Raw genomic sequence first — 15,400 nt, 5'->3', positions numbered from 1 at the left:
TCAATCATCGGAGCGTCAACATCAACAACTATCGCGCACAGCGAAATCCCGCATGTTGTCACTGTGGGTACTAGCGTAGGTAACCATGGGTCAATCGAGCCAATCTTCCGACTCCGCCGTCATCTGGACACCTGACTTCCTCAGGTACCGGCTCAGCGAGTCACACCCTATGAACCCGGTTCGCCTAGAACTAACTATGGCGCTCGCTCAGACCCTCGGAGTCCTATCCGAATCTGCGTGGATCACACCAGAAATCTGCGCAGACCACGACATCACACGAGTTCACACACCCGAATATGTGAGTGCCGTCAAACGTGTCTCGAACCCAACCGATGCCGCAACGCCCGCTGGTCAACTGATTGCACGCGCACACGGACTCGGCACTGAAGACACCCCCATCTTCGCCGACATGCACCATGCAGGAGCCACCATCACCGGCGGCACGCTTACGGCGGCGAAGCTAATACAAAGCGGGCAGGCCACCCGAGCGCTCTCCCTCGCAGGTGGGATGCACCACGCAATGCCAAACAGTGCAGCCGGATTCTGCATCTACAACGACTGCGCCATCGCCATCGACTGGTTACTCAACAACGGGTACAAACGCATCGCCTACATCGACGTTGACGTTCACCACGGTGACGGAGTCCAGGAAATTTTCTTTGACGACCCCCGCGTCATGACGGTATCGCTGCACCAGCACCCCGCCACCATATGGCCCGGGACCGGATGGGCAGCCGAACTCGGCCGTGGCAAAGCAGAAGGAACGGCAGTAAACCTTCCGCTACTTCCAGGAACCACCGACGCTCAATGGTTACGCGCCTTTCACGCCGTAGTCCCAGGGGCGATCCATGCGTTCAAGCCCGACGTAATCGTCAGCCAATGCGGAGTCGACACCCACGCCGACGACCCGCTAGCCGACCTCAAACTGACCGTCGAAGGGCAAAACGCAGCGTTCCTCGCAATGCGCGACCTAGCCGATGAAGTGTGTGAAGGACGATGGCTAGTCACCGGCGGAGGCGGATATTCCATAACCCGCGTCGTACCTCGCGCGTGGACTCACCTCATCGCAGCTGTGGTGGGCACCAACATCGACTTCTCCACACCCATGCCCACCGAATGGCGAGAACTCGCCCAACGCCGCACAGGTGAAGAGCACCCACCAGAACTGATGGGCGATGGCGGAACTGGTGAATACACCCCGTGGTCGGGTTCGGTGGTGGGTACCGTCACCGGCCCTCCGAGCCTCGAACGTGACCTCGCCCGCGTTGACAGTGCCATCTTAGAAACCCGTCGCTCAGTATTTCCCCTTCTCGGCCTAGACCCGGATGATCCCCGTGACTGATACCCCCCGCAGCGATCCAGACGACACCGCAAATTCAGGCGACACCGTACCCACCGAACCTGTGCATCGTTACCCCGCAAAATGGGAGGCCGATGTGCTCGCCTCCGATGGCGGAGTAGTGCATCTGCGCCCCATCGCACCGGACGACGCCGAACGACTAGTGCGTTTTCACTCATCCCTATCGGAACGCACACGCTACTTGCGGTACTTCGGGCCATACCCGAGGATGCCGGAACGCGACGTCAAACATTTCACCAACGTCGACCACAAATACCGGGAGTCCTTCGTACTTCTGCTCGGCAACGACATCGTCGGCGTCGGATTGTACGAACGCATCAAATACGGTGGCGACGGAACATCGGCCGAGGTTGCATTTGTCATCGCGGACGAGCACCAAGGACGAGGCTTCGGTTCCATCCTGCTGGAATACCTCGCAGCAGCCGCCGCCCAAAACGGATTCACCCGATTCGAAGCCGAAGTGCTATCGGAGAACCGCGGGATGATCTCCGTATTCCGAGATGCGGGGTATGAGGTGTCGCGCAGCTACGACGGCAGCGTTGCACACCTCGAATTCAACATCGACCCCACTGAAGCTCACCTCACGGTGCGTGACTCACGTGAGCGCATGTCTGAAGCGCGAAGCGTGGGCAATGTGCTCACCCCAAAATCGATAGCCGTGATCGGTGCTTCGTCCGACATGAAAAAAGTCGGCGGCGTCATCCTCCACAACCTCCTCACCGCAGGATTTAGCGGGCCTGTTTATCCCGTCAACCCCGAACGCACGTCCGTGCACGGTGTGCGCGCGTACCCCACGGTCCGCGACATCCCAGACGAAGTCGACCTCGCGGTCGCTGCAGTCCCCGCCGGGGTCATCGATGAAGTTCTCGACGACTGCCTCGCCAAAAGGGTGAAAGCTCTCGTCGTCGTATCCGCAGGGTTCAGCGAAGTGGGCCGCGACGGCATCTCCGCAGAACGGCGCCTCGTCCAATCTGCCAGGGCCCACGGCATGCGACTCGTCGGGCCGAACGCGCTGGGAGTCGTCAACACCAACCCCGACGTCAGATTGAATGCTTCGTTGGTGCCGGTGCTACCGCCCCGCGGGCGCATCGGATTCTTCTGCCAATCAGGTGCGCTGGGCATCGCGATCCTCGACACTGCTCGACGACGCCAACTAGGACTCTCAACCTTTGTCTCCGCAGGAAACCGTGCCGACGTATCAGGCAACGACCTACTCCAATACTGGGACACAGATCCCGACACCGATGTTGTACTGCTCTACCTAGAAAGTTTCGGTAACCCTCGCAAGTTCTCGCGGATTGCCCGTCGAGTAGCGCGGACCAAACCAATAGTCGCGGTGAAGAGTGGGCGTCACGCCGCTCCGTTCGCACTGGAAGCGACGGGTGTTTCACTCGATGAAGCGAGCGTGGCAGCACTCTTTGAACAAACCGGTGTAGTGCAAGTTAACAGCATCTCTGACCTATTCGACTGCGCACTACTCTTTGGCTACCAACCGTTGCCGACGGGCCCCCGAGTTGCCGTAGTGGGGAACTCCACCGCACTCGGAGTACTGACGATTGACGCTGCGCGTGGCGAAGGACTACACGCAACTGAACCTATCGATGTCGGACCCCACGCTGAGCCCGCAGAAGTGGCCAGCGCAATCGCATCTGCATTGGCGTCCGAGGACGTCGATGCAGTCATTGTCGTATTCGTCCCGCCCGTTGCGCTACCCACGGCACCGTACGCAGAGGCGCTGCGGGAAGCATCGCGGGGTGCCTCGAAACCAATCATCACTACATTCCTCGGCACTGAGGGAATCCCCGACGAATTAGCGATCCGCGACGAAACTGGCGCCCCAGTGCGTGGATCCATACCGTCCTACCCAGGGCCCGAACGCGCCGTCGCCGCGCTGTCGCGCGCATGGCGATATGCCCGGTGGCGCAACGCACCACAATCCAAAGTGATTAGGCCCGAGGGTATCGACACCGACAAGGCGCGGGCACTGATTGATCCGCTCTCACGCGACAACAGCGGTGCGTGGCTTTCCGATGACCAGGTCCGAACACTGTTTAGTTGCTATGGCCTCAACATTGTCGACTATAAAGACGTCGACACCGCAGATGAGGCGGCCGAAGCGGCGCGACAACTCGAATACCCAGTAGTGGTGAAAGCGCTGGGGCAACGATGGCAATACCGCACAGACCTCCTTGGTGTGCGACTCGATTTAACTCGAGAAGAGTCTGTCCGCGTCGCCTACAGCGAAATAACGCGCATTGCGGGCGAGTCACGGGTTCGCGTGCAAAAAATGGCGCCTAAAGGAATCGGATGCACTCTCGGGCTTCAAGATGATCCATCTTTCGGCACGTTGCTCACCTTCGGAATCGCCGGGGTGATATCGGAACTGGTAGGGGACCGTGCCTACCAAGTTCCACCGTTAACCGAGGATGCGGCCCACGCGCTTATCCATTCCCCCAAAGCTGCACCATTGCTCGACGGATACCGGGGAACTGAGCCGGTCGACAAAGACGCACTGATCGACGTCATACGGCGGTTGTCCGTGATGTCCGTGGAACTGCCCAACATTCGCGAACTTTCAATACACCCCGTTTTGGCGTCTCCCGAAGGGGCCGCAATTCTGGGTGCGCAAATACGGGTCGGACCGGAAAATATGGTGCCGTTCGATAACTCGGTGGGGCCTCGCCGACTGCGCTGACAGGGGCACAGCAGTTTCCGTGTTGGCGCCTACGGAAATCTGACTGCGAATCGGTGTGAAACTCGCCATTTTTTCGGGGTAAAACGTACTTTTGCAGATGGATTTCAGAATGGGGCCAGCCCCCGGCAGAACGGGCCCAGGCCCCCGGCAAACCGCCGAGCCCCCCGGGGACCCAACGGGGAAACCAAAACGCGCACCGAACAATCGGTGCGCGTGGTTGGTGCGGCAAGTCAGGACGTGTTCTGCAACTACGAGGTGTAACCGCGCAATTTTTCGGCGCGATCACCGTGCCGCAGTTTGGTCATGACTTCGCGTTCGATCTGCCGCACGCGTTCGCGGGACAGTCCGAACTGCTTACCAATCTGGTCGAGGGTTCGAGGCTGCCCATCGTCAAGTCCGTAGCGAAGCAAGATGACGTTGCGTTCGCGGTCATCGAGCGTCGAAAGCACTGTGCGGATGTCACTGTGCAGAAGGATGGCGATGACGGACGATTCCGCATCGGTGGCGTCTGCGTCTTCGATGAAGTCACCAAGAGGAGCTTCCTCATCGGCTCCGACGGGCATGTCGAGGCTGACGGGGTCGCGGCTGTGGTCTAGGAGGTCCTGGATTTTGTGTTGGGGGATCCCTGATTCCTCAGCTAGTTCAGCTTCCGATGCTTCACGCCCGAGCTGCTGGTGCAGTTCACGCTTGATGCGAGCTAGCTTGTTTACCTGCTCCACGAGATGAACTGGCAGCCTGATGGTGCGGCTTTGGTCTGCCATGCCACGAGTGATTGCTTGCCGGATCCACCAGGTGGCGTAGGTGGAGAATTTGAATCCCTTGGCGTAGTCAAACTTCTCCATAGCTCTGATTAGGCCGAGGTTGCCTTCTTGGATGAGGTCAAGAAGTGGCATTCCGCGCCCGGTGTAGCGCTTTGCTAGAGACACAACTAGTCGGAGGTTTGCCTCAAGGAGATGACTGCGGGCCTTTTGGCCATCGCGGACGATGAAGGCGAGGTCGCGTTTCTTCGCAGGTGTCAGTCGTGGGCGCGTTCCCAGGATGTGCGTTGCGTAGAGACCAGCTTCGATGCGCTTGGCGAGTTCGACCTCGTCAGCGGCCGTCAGGAGTGCGGTTCTTCCGATACCATTGAGGTATACCCGAACCAGGTCGGCAGCTGGGCTCTGTGCGTCGAGCTCGGCTTTGCGGTCTGCTGCTCCGGTCCTGCGGCGAGTGGTCGCGGGGCTGGTCATTGCGTGCCTCCTCATTGGTCGTTCTTCTTAGTGTTAACGCTAGGAGGGGGCAAAATAGTTCCCGAGGTTCCTCGCCTGCAATGACTTTGACCTGCGGTAACGGCGGAACGGTGCTGAGAAGTTGCTGAGAAAGCAACATTGTGGAACAAAATTTTCGCCTCGATGGCGAACTTTGTCTGGTTTCAAGCGCTTTAGGTGTGCACCAGCACGGTGAAGGGGCCATCGTTGATGGATTCAACCTGCATATCCGCACCGAAGATGCCTGTTTCGACAGTAATTCCTCGCTCACGAAGCGCTGTGATGACGTTCTCGTACCGCATTTCAGCTTCGGCTGGTTGTGCGGCGGCAGACCATGATGGCCGCCGCCCCTTCTTTGTGTTGCCAAGCAGGGTGAACTGGCTGACGAGAAGCACAGGTGCGTTGAGGTCGGTGACGCTTGAATCTTCGCGGAGTAGTCGCAGCTCGGCGATTTTGCGTGCCATTGCCGATTCTGCTTCATGAGTATCGTCGTGCGCGACACCGAGGAGGACCAGGAGCCCAGGTTCGGCGATTTCCCCTTTGACGACTCCACCTACGTGCACTCGGGCTGACAGGACTCTGGAAACAACGGCGATCATGCGGGGCTAGTTCCTGGTGTCTCGGTAGCGAGATCACCAAGCACGTCGCTGGGGATGAGGATGCCGTGGCGGATGAGCCCTTGGGCTAGCTGCACTCCGTGTTCGACGATGGCTTTGCTGTCTTCACCCACCGCGGCGGCGGCGAGTTCGAGAAGTTCGTTAAGGGGTAGTCCGTCGGGGCGCACGCCTGCGAGAACCATGGCTCCTAGGTCGTCGATTTCGTGCTGCCAGCGTGGGCCGTCTCCCCGGTGGATGCGGGTGACGTACGGTTGCCATCCTTCGCTTCCTGGGGTGAGTACCTTTTCCAGCACCACGGCAGGGTTGAGCTGGTAGGTGGCGTTAAGTACGTCGTGGTCACGTAGCCATGCGACTCGCTGGAAGTAGGCCAATGCTTCATCCCCGAGTGGGTCCTCGAACGCTTGTGTGAGGTCTTCGCAGAGAATGTCGGATGGGCTATTGGTGTGTCGCAAGTAGACGAAACCAAAACCGATGGCGTCGACGTTTTGATCATGCAAGGCTTCTCGCCATTGTTCTTGTCGTGCCTGGCCTGCCGCGGTTCGGAGGTCGACGTCGGCGTCGCGCAGCCACGTCGATACGTACAGTTCGAGGTCGGCGATGTCGCGCTGAACAAACCATGCGTCTACACCGTGGTCGGGCAGCCAGGACGCGACGCGTGATCTCCAGTCGTGGCCACTCTGGTGAATCCATGAAGCCAGCAATATTGCGGTGCCGCCGGGGTTGAGGTGTTCGAGGCTTTCTCGGACCATTATTTCGCTGGCGCCGTCTAGTTCAAGCCCTGAGTCGCGGTAGGTGAGTTCGACTGATGGCCCGCTCACGACGAATGGCGGGTTAGCAACGATTTGATCGAACGTCCGTCCGCTAACTGGTTCAAACCACGAACCGTGGAGCAAATCGATGGGGATGTCGTTCAACGCTGATGCCGCTGCGGTCACCATGAGAGATCGCTCGCTGATATCTGTTGCTGTGACGTCCTGAGCGTAGGTTGCGGCGTGTAGCGCTTGGACTCCGCACCCGGTTCCTATGTCGAGAACTGTCTGGACGGGCTCAGTGGGTGTGGCCCGCAGCAGGGACAAAGATGCGGCACCGACGCCGAGAACGTGGTCTGGTCGCACGGTTCGGGGGCGGAGTGAACCGTCATGGTCGGAGATCATCCAGCGCGTTCCGTTTCCGGTGTCGAGCGGCCGTATATCCCACAGTGCGGTGACTTCGTCTCCGTCGACTCGGATGTAACCAGATTCTGTCGCGCCGTCGACGCTTAGTGGTGCGAGCGCTTCAGCAGCTTCGGCGACAGGAACTGGGTCGCCGAGGATGAACAGTGAAATGAGCGTACCGAGGTGGCCAGCATTTCGGCATGCCCGACGAATTGGAGCAGGCTCACCACGGTCAAGGGCAGCAAGCCCCGCCGGTCCAAGAACCGTAACTAGGGTGTCTGAGTTGTATTCGTGGCGTTCAAACGCGGTTCGGAGCAGGGGAGCGGAACGTGCGAGTGTCATGTCGACGGCACGGTTTTGCTGAACAGGCAGAGTCACCCATCTATGGTTTCATGATTTTTTTCCTGCAACGCCCTTTGCTGTGCGCGAGCCTCCCGGCGAGCGAGGTATTCGCTCATTTCACCCTTTTGACGTGGGGGTCGGTCGTTTGCGATGAGTACGGCAATCCACGGCAGCGGAATCGAAATAGCGATGATGGCTAGTGCTATCAATCCGTTGTCCGTTGCCATGTATGCAAGGGCCGCGAGGATGAGTGCTGGAATGCGTATCGACATGAGAATGCTGTACTTGCGGATGCGGGCACGTTGTTGCTGCTCGAACGATTCAGGTGCTCCGGTAATGAGGAAAGCTTTTGGTGCCACCCCGTACGCACGGGCTGCTGCCTCATCTCCGGTAAAGAATCCGCCGTCCGACGAATGCGAATTTTTCGACATGTGGACCACACTTCCGGTAGGCGGGCTGGCAAGCTACTCCTCAGTAGGAACTACTCCAGTGTAGCTAAATCCATATTTTCGTGACGGGGCCGCGACTCACTTTCAGAGTCGGGGAATGATGCGGCATTATTGATATGTGAGTACTGAGATCAAGGAACGCCCGGATACCCGGCCAGCAGACACAACAGACGACGACACCCCGAAGTTTTTCCACTATGTGAAGAAGGAGAAAATCACCGAAAGTGCGGTGACAGGCAGTTATGTCGTTGCGCTGTGCGGTGAGGTTTTTCCTGTGACGCGTTCGGCTAAGCCTGGGTCGCCAGTGTGCCCGGACTGCAAGCGAATTTACGAACGCATGCGATCCTGAGGTTCATCGCCTCGGTCAACACTGTGGCCGTGTGGCGCGTCGACTGGGCAAGACTGCTGGTCGCCATCAGGTTCATCGTGATCCGCTGGGCTGTCTAGTTCGACCTGTTGAACTGTGCCGTCCTTCGTGCGGTTGGTGGCTACGCGGATCTTTCGTGTCGCTAGGTGGAACAGTTGTGTGGCAACGGGTTTGTCCTCGGCTTGCTCGCCAGTGTCCTTTACTTGCTGCCCGAGCCACGACTTCATTTGTTCTAGCCGAGTAGCGCGGGCGGGCCAGTGTTGCTGGATAGTGGCGTTGAATTCCGCACCAATCACGATGGCGAACCCGAGGAAGAATGCGAAAAGCAGAAACGCGATGGGTGTAGCCAGGGCGCCGTACGTGTAACCCGTCCGTGTCACTGTCGACAGGTATATACGTAGGCCAGCGCTTGCGCCGTAAAACACCAATCCTGCGACGATTGCGCCGTACATTAGGCGACGCCACGGCAAGGTTTTGGGCAGCGCGACCTTGTACAGCAGCGTTAGACCGAAGATGAGTAACAAGCCCACCGCTGGGTAATACAGTAGGCGCACAAGGTCGCTGGCTACGCCGTTCCAGAAGTCAGGGATGAGTTCCATGATGAGCGTGGGCCCCAGTGCAACGAGTGGCAAAGTGAAGACGGCAAGCACCAAGAAACCGACGTACAGGAACAGGGCAAAGAACCTCTGCCACACAGGGTGACGATGGTCGCTTTGGTCGTGCGCTTTAACGATGCCGTCAACAAAAGCCGCTATGGCGGCCGAGCCTGCCCACAGTGAAATGAGAAAACCCACGGAGACTAACTGCAGGCGACCCTGTGCCAGCACGTCGCTGACCATCGGTTGAATGATCTGGTCGACGACGTTTTCCGTGAAAACTTGGCCACTGAAGCTGATCAGTCTGCTTTCGATGATGTCGACTGTGTCAGGTCCGAACCAATCGCCCACATATCCGACCGCGCCGAGCATTCCCAAGAGGAGCGGCGGCAGGGAGAGTACCTGCCAGAATGCGGCGGTGGCGGCGAGGGAGAGAATCGAATCTTCCCACGCTTTGGATACTGTTCGCCAGACAATCTGAGCGGCAGTGCGCACCGGTTGAAAGGCGCGGCGGTGGAGCGGAACGTGTGAGTTCATAGCCGGACTTGGTATTGCCCCTCTGTGGGTGGCGCGATATCTCGCGCGACAGCAAGTGACTGAAGGCTCACGGTACCGTGTCCTGGCACGGTCGTCCTGTCGGCAGATGAAATAATGGTCGCGTCGGCGGGGGAATGGTTGCGGACTGCGACGGTGCTGGGTTTTGCGGTCCGACTTATTGCCGCGGAGTGCGTACTGTTGTGCTTCGGTGAGTATCGTTCGCCGGGAAGTAAACGTGTTGTGCAACGAGGAGTGTGTGTGCAGGCCCAAGCGGTGAAGACTGAGGTGCAATCGACACCAAATGGAGCTTCCGGGCAACTTCGTGTCTGGCAGCGTCGTGCGCTAACGAAATACTTGGCTACCAAGCCTCGCGATTTCCTCGCGGTGGCGACCCCAGGTGCAGGCAAGACGACGTTCGCTCTGCGGGTAGCGGTGGAATTGCTGAAGGACCGCACCGTTGACCAGATAACGATCGTCGCTCCGACTGAGCATCTGAAGCACCAGTGGGCGGAATCGGCGGCACGTCTAGGCATCGCGATTGACTCGAAGTTCTCGAACACCACGGGACAGACCTCGAGCGATTTTCACGGTGTTGCGGTGACGTACGCGCAAGTTGCCGCTCATCCCTACAAGCACCGCGTTCGGACTGAGAATCGCAGAACTCTCGTCATCCTGGACGAGATTCACCACGCTGGCGATGCGAAAAGTTGGGGAGACGCGATGCGTGAAGCGTTCTCTGACGCCACTCGCAGACTCGCGCTAACTGGTACACCGTTTCGCAGCGACGATAGCCCGATCCCGTTTGTGACATACGAGCCAGAACCCGGTGGGCTGAAGCGGTCGAAGTCAGACCATGCGTATGGGTACTCAGAGGCTCTCGCAGACGGCGTTGTGCGCCCTGTGGTGTTCCTTGCCTACTCAGGTGAGGCGCGTTGGCGGACCAGCGCAGGGGAGGAGTTCACTGCGCGGCTGGGTCAGCCTCTCAACGCGGAGCAAACTGCCCGCGCATGGCGGACAGCGTTAGACCCCAATGGTGAATGGATCCCTTCCGTGCTGACAGCTGCGCACACGCGGCTCGGGCAATTGCGCGCTGCGGGCATTGTGGATGCTGGAGGTTTGGTCATCGCTTCGGACCAGACTGCGGCCCGTGCGTACGCTGCTGCACTCGAGAAAATCACCGGCGAAAAGCCCGTGCTTGTCTTGTCAGATGATCCTGGTTCCTCACAGCGAATCGCAGAGTTTAGTGCGAGCACGGACACGTGGATGGTCGCTGTCCGCATGGTTTCTGAGGGGGTCGACGTACCTCGGTTGGCTGTAGGTGTGTACGCCACTAGCGCGTCGACGCCTCTGTACTTCGCACAGGCAATTGGTCGATTCGTTCGGTTGCGGATCCCAGGCGAGACGGCGAGCGTTTTTCTACCGTCGGTGCCGGTTCTACTTGATCTTGCCTCGAAACTTGAGGCGCAACGCGACCATGTGCTGGGTAAACCGCATCGCGACAAGGACGGGTTCGACGACGAGCTGCTTGCCGATGCCAACAAGCAAAAAGACGAAGCCGGCGATAAAGAGCGGGCGTTTACTTCACTCGGCGCCGAGGCTGAACTAGACCAGGTTATTTACGACGGGTCATCGTTCGGTACCGCAACTTTTTCAGGCAGTGACGCTGAGGCTGACTATCTCGGTCTGCCAGGTCTTCTTGATGCCGACCAGATGCGTGCACTTCTGCGGCAACGCCAGGCCGACCAAATCAAAGAACAGCCGACGGCACAAAGTTTGGTTCCACCGCCAGCGAAACCCCCGCAGACGGAAACGACGACCCAGCAGCTTTCGAATTTGCGTAGAGAGCTCAACAAGCTTGTGGCAATGCATCACCACCGGACCGGCAAAGGCCACGGCACTATCCACGGAGAATTGCGTCGGGAGTGCGGCGGTCCGGCGACAGCTGCTGCAACAGCAGAACAGTTGCGGGATCGCATCGCGATGCTCCGCAACTGGTAGCTGCTTTCAGTAGAGCCGTTAAATTCCGAGCGTGTTACACCTCTGCAGCTGCGTCGACATTAGCGGCAGCTTTGGCGAGACCATCTTCGAACTGGTTCGCATGGTGCTGGCAGAACAACAATTCGCCACCGGACGGAAGCGTGGCGCGCACACGCGCCCGGGCTCCGCAACGATCGCAACGGTCGGAAGCGGTTAGCCGGACGGTGGTAGCTGTTGCGGTCATTTCTCCTCCATTCCGGTGCCCTAAGGCTCCTAGACAGCGGGACACGATCGCTTAGACATACACTGCCGAACTTGTGGTTGGCAGTGGTGCTGTCTTTACGGTCGATCCCTTACATAGTGATATACGAATAACTGGACCTAAATGTTCCAACTGTTGGTCTCAGTGTGACGTACGACATAGCGGGACATAGCGAGGGGCTCCTATGCAGCTGCATAGGAGCCCCTCACAAGAAGCGAATTCTAATCCAGATAGTCGCGAAGCACCTGGCTGCGGCTGGGGTGCCGAAGCTTAGACATTGTCTTCGATTCGATCTGGCGGATACGTTCGCGCGTCACGCCATACACTTGACCAATTTCATCTAGCGTACGTGGCTGCCCGTCCGTCAAACCAAACCGAAGTCGCACGACACCGGCTTCACGCTCGGATAGCGTCTCCAACACTGATTGCAGTTGGTCCTGCAGAAGCGTGAAGCTGACAGCGTCAACCGCTACAACGGCTTCACTATCTTCGATGAAGTCGCCGAGTTGGCTATCGCCTTCATCGCCGATGGTCTGGTCCAACGAAATTGGCTCGCGCGCGTACTGCTGGATTTCCAGCACCTTCTCGGGCGAGATATCCATTTCCTTGGCAAGTTCTTCAGGCGTTGGTTCTCGCCCAAGATCCTGCAGCAACTCACGCTGGATTCGACCAAGCTTGTTGATCACTTCCACCATGTGCACCGGAATACGGATGGTGCGGGCCTGATCTGCCATGGCACGCGTAATCGCCTGCCTGATCCACCAGGTCGCATACGTCGAGAATTTGTAACCCTTGGTGTAGTCAAATTTTTCGACCGCGCGAATGAGCCCGAGGTTGCCTTCCTGGATGAGGTCCAAGAATGCCATGCCGCGGCCCGTGTAACGCTTGGCCAAGGACACCACAAGCCGCAAGTTTGCTTCTAGAAGATGATTCTTGGCGCGGTTGCCGTCGCGCACCACCCAGTTGAAGTTCTGGCGCATCGGCGCTGTGACTTTCTCACCAGCGGCCGCGAACCGTCGCATCTTCTCCGCAGCGTAGAGCCCTGCTTCGATTCGTTTTGCGAGTTCGACTTCTTCCTCGGCATTCAGCAGTGCAACCTTGCCGATTTGCTTGAGGTAAGCACGAACAGAGTCAGCCGAGGCCGTGAGTTCAGCGTCCTTGCGTGCTTGGCGAAGTGCCTCGGATTCCTCTTCATCCCACACGAAGTCGGAGTCAGACTCTTTTTCTTCTTTCGAAGAAGCCCGGGTGCGCTTCGCGCCTGCTGCTTTGGGTGCTACTTCAGGACCATCGTCAACAAGGTCCGGAGCGTCAAGCATGTCTTCGGATGGATCAATGTCGACTGCATCGTCGTCCGAAGCCTCGGCGGAGTTGCTGGTGTCCGCAGTAGTAGCCGCCGCAGCCTTCTTAGCCGTTGCCTTACGTGGAGCAGATTTTTTAGCGGGTGCTTTGCGCGCAGCCGCGGTTTTCGTCGGCGCTGCCCCTTCGTCGGCGCCTTCGTCAGCGGTCAACGCTTTCGCAGGCGCCTTCTTCACTGTTTTTCGGGGCGCTCGGCGTGTTGCCTTGGTTGGTGGTTCGGAAGCACCTCCGGAAGTGTCAGCATCACCGTTGTCGCCCGCAAGGTCTGCGGAAGCATTTGCTGCGAGTATCGCTTCGTCAGCTGTGCTTCCGGTTGCAACCTTCGTCGCGGCAACCCGCTTGACAGCCTTTGCAGGTGCCTTCTTTGCCGGTGCTTTCCGGGCCGCAGTCCGCTTCGGGGCAGACACAGCTGTCGCCCCCGAATCGGCCTCTGACCCGGTAGAACTCGGAGTTTCAGTAGATGCCACGTACGCCCTTTCGTGACTTCGTCGTGCGGCACAGAGCCAGTCGATTCAGTCTTGGAATCTGCTGGCGAAAAGTCCATGTAGATCGGCCTGCGATAGCAAGGCGTGTTCCATTGTAACGATTACATCAGCTGTACTGGTCACCGATTCCCCTTCACCACCGTTATTTGTGGGAAATTTTCTGCGCAGCGAGGGCACTTCCGACAATTCCAGCGGTATTGCGAAGCTTCGCGGGGACCACCGGAGTGTTGTTCTTCAGCAGCGGAATCCACTTGTCAGCCTTTTTGCTTACGCCACCTCCGGCGATAAACAGATCTGGTGAAAACAGCGCTTCAAAAGTGTTCAGGACTGTTGTTACTTCGTCAGCCCAGTCCGACCAACTCAAATCGTTCTTTTCCCGAACGGACGCCGCTGCGCGATGTTCAGCCTTTATTCCGTGGACTTCCAGATGGCCAAGTTCGGAGTTGGGAACCAAAACTCCGTTGTAAAGCATCGCCGAGCCAATCCCGGTGCCAAAGGTGAGCAGCATCACCAAACCATCACTTGCGTCGCCACCTCCATAAGTCAGCTCCGCTAGCCCCGCTGCGTCAGCATCATTAAGAAGAACAAGGTTCGACGTTCCAAGGTGTGCGGAAAGCACAGCCTGAGCGTCCAAGCCAATCCAGGTTTCATGAATATTCGCTGCACTGAAGGTGATGCCTCGCTTGACCACCGCTGGAAGCGCTACACCGATCGGTCCGGTCCAATCAAAGTGCGCGACCACTTCAGCGACCGTCGCAGCGACCGCGTCCGGGGTGGCGGGCTGTGGAGTACTTATCCGGTGACGTTCCGAAGCGAGGGTGCCCGTATCGAGGTCAACAAGTGCACCTTTGACTCCACTGCCGCCTACATCGACGCCGAAGCCCAGTCTCGAACTGTTCGATGACGAGACCATTCGCTCACTCCCTTGTCTCGGCGGCATCGCCGCCACGCTGATCAAAACCACATTACAGATGAGGGGAACAACGGTGGTGGGCACGCCATTACCCATGTGAAGGCGGTGCGCAGCGGTGGCGAAGAGGGCCCTAGTGTGCTGCGATGAATCAGTGCCGCACAATCTATCGCTTCATGTCGATGACACAGCCGAATCACTGCGCGCCGTCGCTGAACGTATTGCCCTCGACGCAGCCGACCTAGTTCGGCGCCGCAGACGAGAAGTTTTTAGCGGCAACTTGGCGCAGGACGGCGCAGTGTCATCAAAATCGACACCAACCGACCCTGTCACCATTGTCGATTCCGAATCCGAGGAACTAATCCGGCAGCGGCTAGCCGAGCTTCGGCCGAGCGACCGAATTCTCGGCGAAGAAGGCGGCGGCGATTCCGAAACCAGCGGTATCAGGTGGGTTGTTGACCCGATCGATGGAACAGTCAATTTTATGTACGGTATCGGCGCTTACGCGGTGTCGATTGCTGCCCAACGTGACGGTGTGTCCGTCGCGGGAGCGGTCGTTGACGTTCCAACCGGAGTTCTGTATTCCGCAGCGCTTGGTGCGGGCGCCTATATGCGCGACAGCGAGGGAGAAGTGACCACCTTGCGTTGCAGTGCCGAAACAGCCATGTCGCACGCTCTCGTGGCAACTGGGTTCGGTTACGGGGCCGCCCGGCGCGAGCATCAAGGACAGCTCGTCGCGAGCCTGCTGCCACGTATCCGCGATATTCGCCGGATCGGCGCCGCATCACTTGACTTATGTCTGCTCGCCGCTGGCCGTGTTGATGCGTATTTCGAGCATGGACTTCACCCTTGGGATTGGGCGGCGGCGGCCCTCATTGCAAGTGAGGCGGGCGCCAGCGTCACTGTTCCGTCTCCGACATCGTCGGGCGATGATGGCGATATCACGTACGCAGCTGCGCCAGGAGTGGCGCAAGAGTTTGCTGACGCCCTCGACAAACTTGGTGCCTTGCGTCAGCTTTAAAACTCCGGTTTGAGGTGCCTCCGGT

13 protein-coding genes are annotated in these 15,400 nt (G+C 58.6%); 5 read left to right on the top strand and 8 right to left on the bottom strand.

Features of this window, described 5'->3' with window-relative positions; all coding sequences use genetic code 11:
• The first annotated feature begins 85 nt into the window (after window positions 1-85).
• The gene (locus IEW73_RS05135) at window positions 86-1,342 is read left to right on the top strand and encodes an acetoin utilization protein AcuC (RefSeq protein ID WP_188671274.1); all 1,257 of its coding nucleotides are present in this window, start codon (window positions 86-88) and stop codon (window positions 1,340-1,342) included.
• Window positions 1,335-4,055 carry a bifunctional acetate--CoA ligase family protein/GNAT family N-acetyltransferase gene (locus tag IEW73_RS05130; RefSeq protein WP_373286498.1) on the top strand — a complete coding sequence of 907 codons (2,721 nt, stop codon included), beginning with the start codon at window positions 1,335-1,337 and terminating at the stop codon, window positions 4,053-4,055. The genes IEW73_RS05135 and IEW73_RS05130 overlap by 8 nt, the downstream gene beginning before the upstream one ends.
• Before the next feature lie 248 nt (window positions 4,056-4,303).
• On the opposite strand, the gene IEW73_RS05125 is transcribed toward IEW73_RS05130, so the two are convergent.
• The 4 genes from IEW73_RS05125 to IEW73_RS05110 form a co-directional block, all read right to left on the bottom strand.
• Complete coding sequence (locus IEW73_RS05125; protein WP_188671270.1) at window positions 4,304-5,284, bottom strand: sigma-70 family RNA polymerase sigma factor; 981 nt, start codon at window positions 5,282-5,284, stop codon at window positions 4,304-4,306.
• Window positions 5,285-5,475: 191 nt separating this feature from the next.
• Window positions 5,476-5,901 carry a D-aminoacyl-tRNA deacylase gene (gene dtd / locus IEW73_RS05120; protein ID WP_188671268.1) on the bottom strand — a complete coding sequence of 142 codons (426 nt, stop codon included), beginning with the start codon at window positions 5,899-5,901 and terminating at the stop codon, window positions 5,476-5,478.
• Window positions 5,898-7,415 carry a N5-glutamine methyltransferase family protein gene (locus IEW73_RS05115; RefSeq protein WP_188672956.1) on the bottom strand — a complete coding sequence of 506 codons (1,518 nt, stop codon included), beginning with the start codon at window positions 7,413-7,415 and terminating at the stop codon, window positions 5,898-5,900. Before IEW73_RS05115 ends, dtd begins: the two co-directional genes overlap by 4 nt.
• 32 nt (window positions 7,416-7,447) lie before the next feature.
• A complete protein-coding gene (locus IEW73_RS05110) occupies window positions 7,448-7,846 on the bottom strand; it encodes a DUF3099 domain-containing protein (protein WP_188671265.1) in 399 nt (132 codons plus the stop codon).
• A gap of 136 nt (window positions 7,847-7,982) precedes the next feature.
• On the opposite strand from IEW73_RS05110, the gene IEW73_RS05105 reads away from it, so the two are divergent.
• A complete protein-coding gene (locus tag IEW73_RS05105) occupies window positions 7,983-8,213 on the top strand; it encodes a DUF3039 domain-containing protein (RefSeq protein WP_188671264.1) in 231 nt (76 codons plus the stop codon).
• Here IEW73_RS05105 and IEW73_RS05100 read toward each other — a convergent pair.
• Window positions 8,192-9,364: a YihY/virulence factor BrkB family protein gene (locus IEW73_RS05100; protein WP_188671262.1), complete on the bottom strand. Its 1,173-nt coding sequence runs from the start codon at window positions 9,362-9,364 to the stop codon at window positions 8,192-8,194. The genes IEW73_RS05105 and IEW73_RS05100 overlap by 22 nt on opposite strands.
• A 273-nt stretch (window positions 9,365-9,637) precedes the next feature.
• On the opposite strand from IEW73_RS05100, the gene IEW73_RS05095 reads away from it, so the two are divergent.
• Window positions 9,638-11,362 (top strand): DEAD/DEAH box helicase, encoded by a 1,725-nt coding sequence (locus IEW73_RS05095; RefSeq protein WP_372433606.1) that lies wholly within the window; start codon window positions 9,638-9,640, stop codon window positions 11,360-11,362.
• A gap of 34 nt (window positions 11,363-11,396) precedes the next feature.
• Here the strand turns inward: IEW73_RS05095 and IEW73_RS05090 are convergent, their stop codons facing one another.
• The 3 genes from IEW73_RS05090 to ppgK all read right to left on the bottom strand — a co-directional run bounded on the left by IEW73_RS05090 (window position 11,397) and on the right by ppgK (window position 14,357).
• On the bottom strand, window positions 11,397-11,585 hold the full coding sequence (locus IEW73_RS05090) for a DUF7455 domain-containing protein (RefSeq protein WP_188671258.1): 189 nt from the start codon (window positions 11,583-11,585) through the stop codon (window positions 11,397-11,399).
• Between the two features lie 239 nt (window positions 11,586-11,824).
• On the bottom strand, window positions 11,825-13,426 hold the full coding sequence (locus IEW73_RS05085; RefSeq protein ID WP_188671256.1) for an RNA polymerase sigma factor: 1,602 nt from the start codon (window positions 13,424-13,426) through the stop codon (window positions 11,825-11,827).
• Window positions 13,427-13,586: 160 nt separating this feature from the next.
• A complete protein-coding gene (ppgK, locus tag IEW73_RS05080) occupies window positions 13,587-14,357 on the bottom strand; it encodes a polyphosphate--glucose phosphotransferase (protein WP_206050411.1) in 771 nt (256 codons plus the stop codon).
• Between the two features lie 151 nt (window positions 14,358-14,508).
• Between ppgK and IEW73_RS05075 the strand changes: the two genes are divergently transcribed.
• Window positions 14,509-15,375 (top strand): inositol monophosphatase family protein, encoded by an 867-nt coding sequence (locus IEW73_RS05075; RefSeq protein ID WP_229675765.1) that lies wholly within the window; start codon window positions 14,509-14,511, stop codon window positions 15,373-15,375.
• Window positions 15,376-15,400: the final 25 nt, after the last annotated feature.

Origin of the sequence: Hoyosella rhizosphaerae, assembly GCF_014643175.1 — a bacterium.
GTDB lineage: Bacteria > Actinomycetota > Actinomycetes > Mycobacteriales > Mycobacteriaceae > Lolliginicoccus > Lolliginicoccus rhizosphaerae.
Note: the sequence above shows the minus strand (reverse complement) of the source record. Positions and strands in the feature narration are given on the sequence as shown.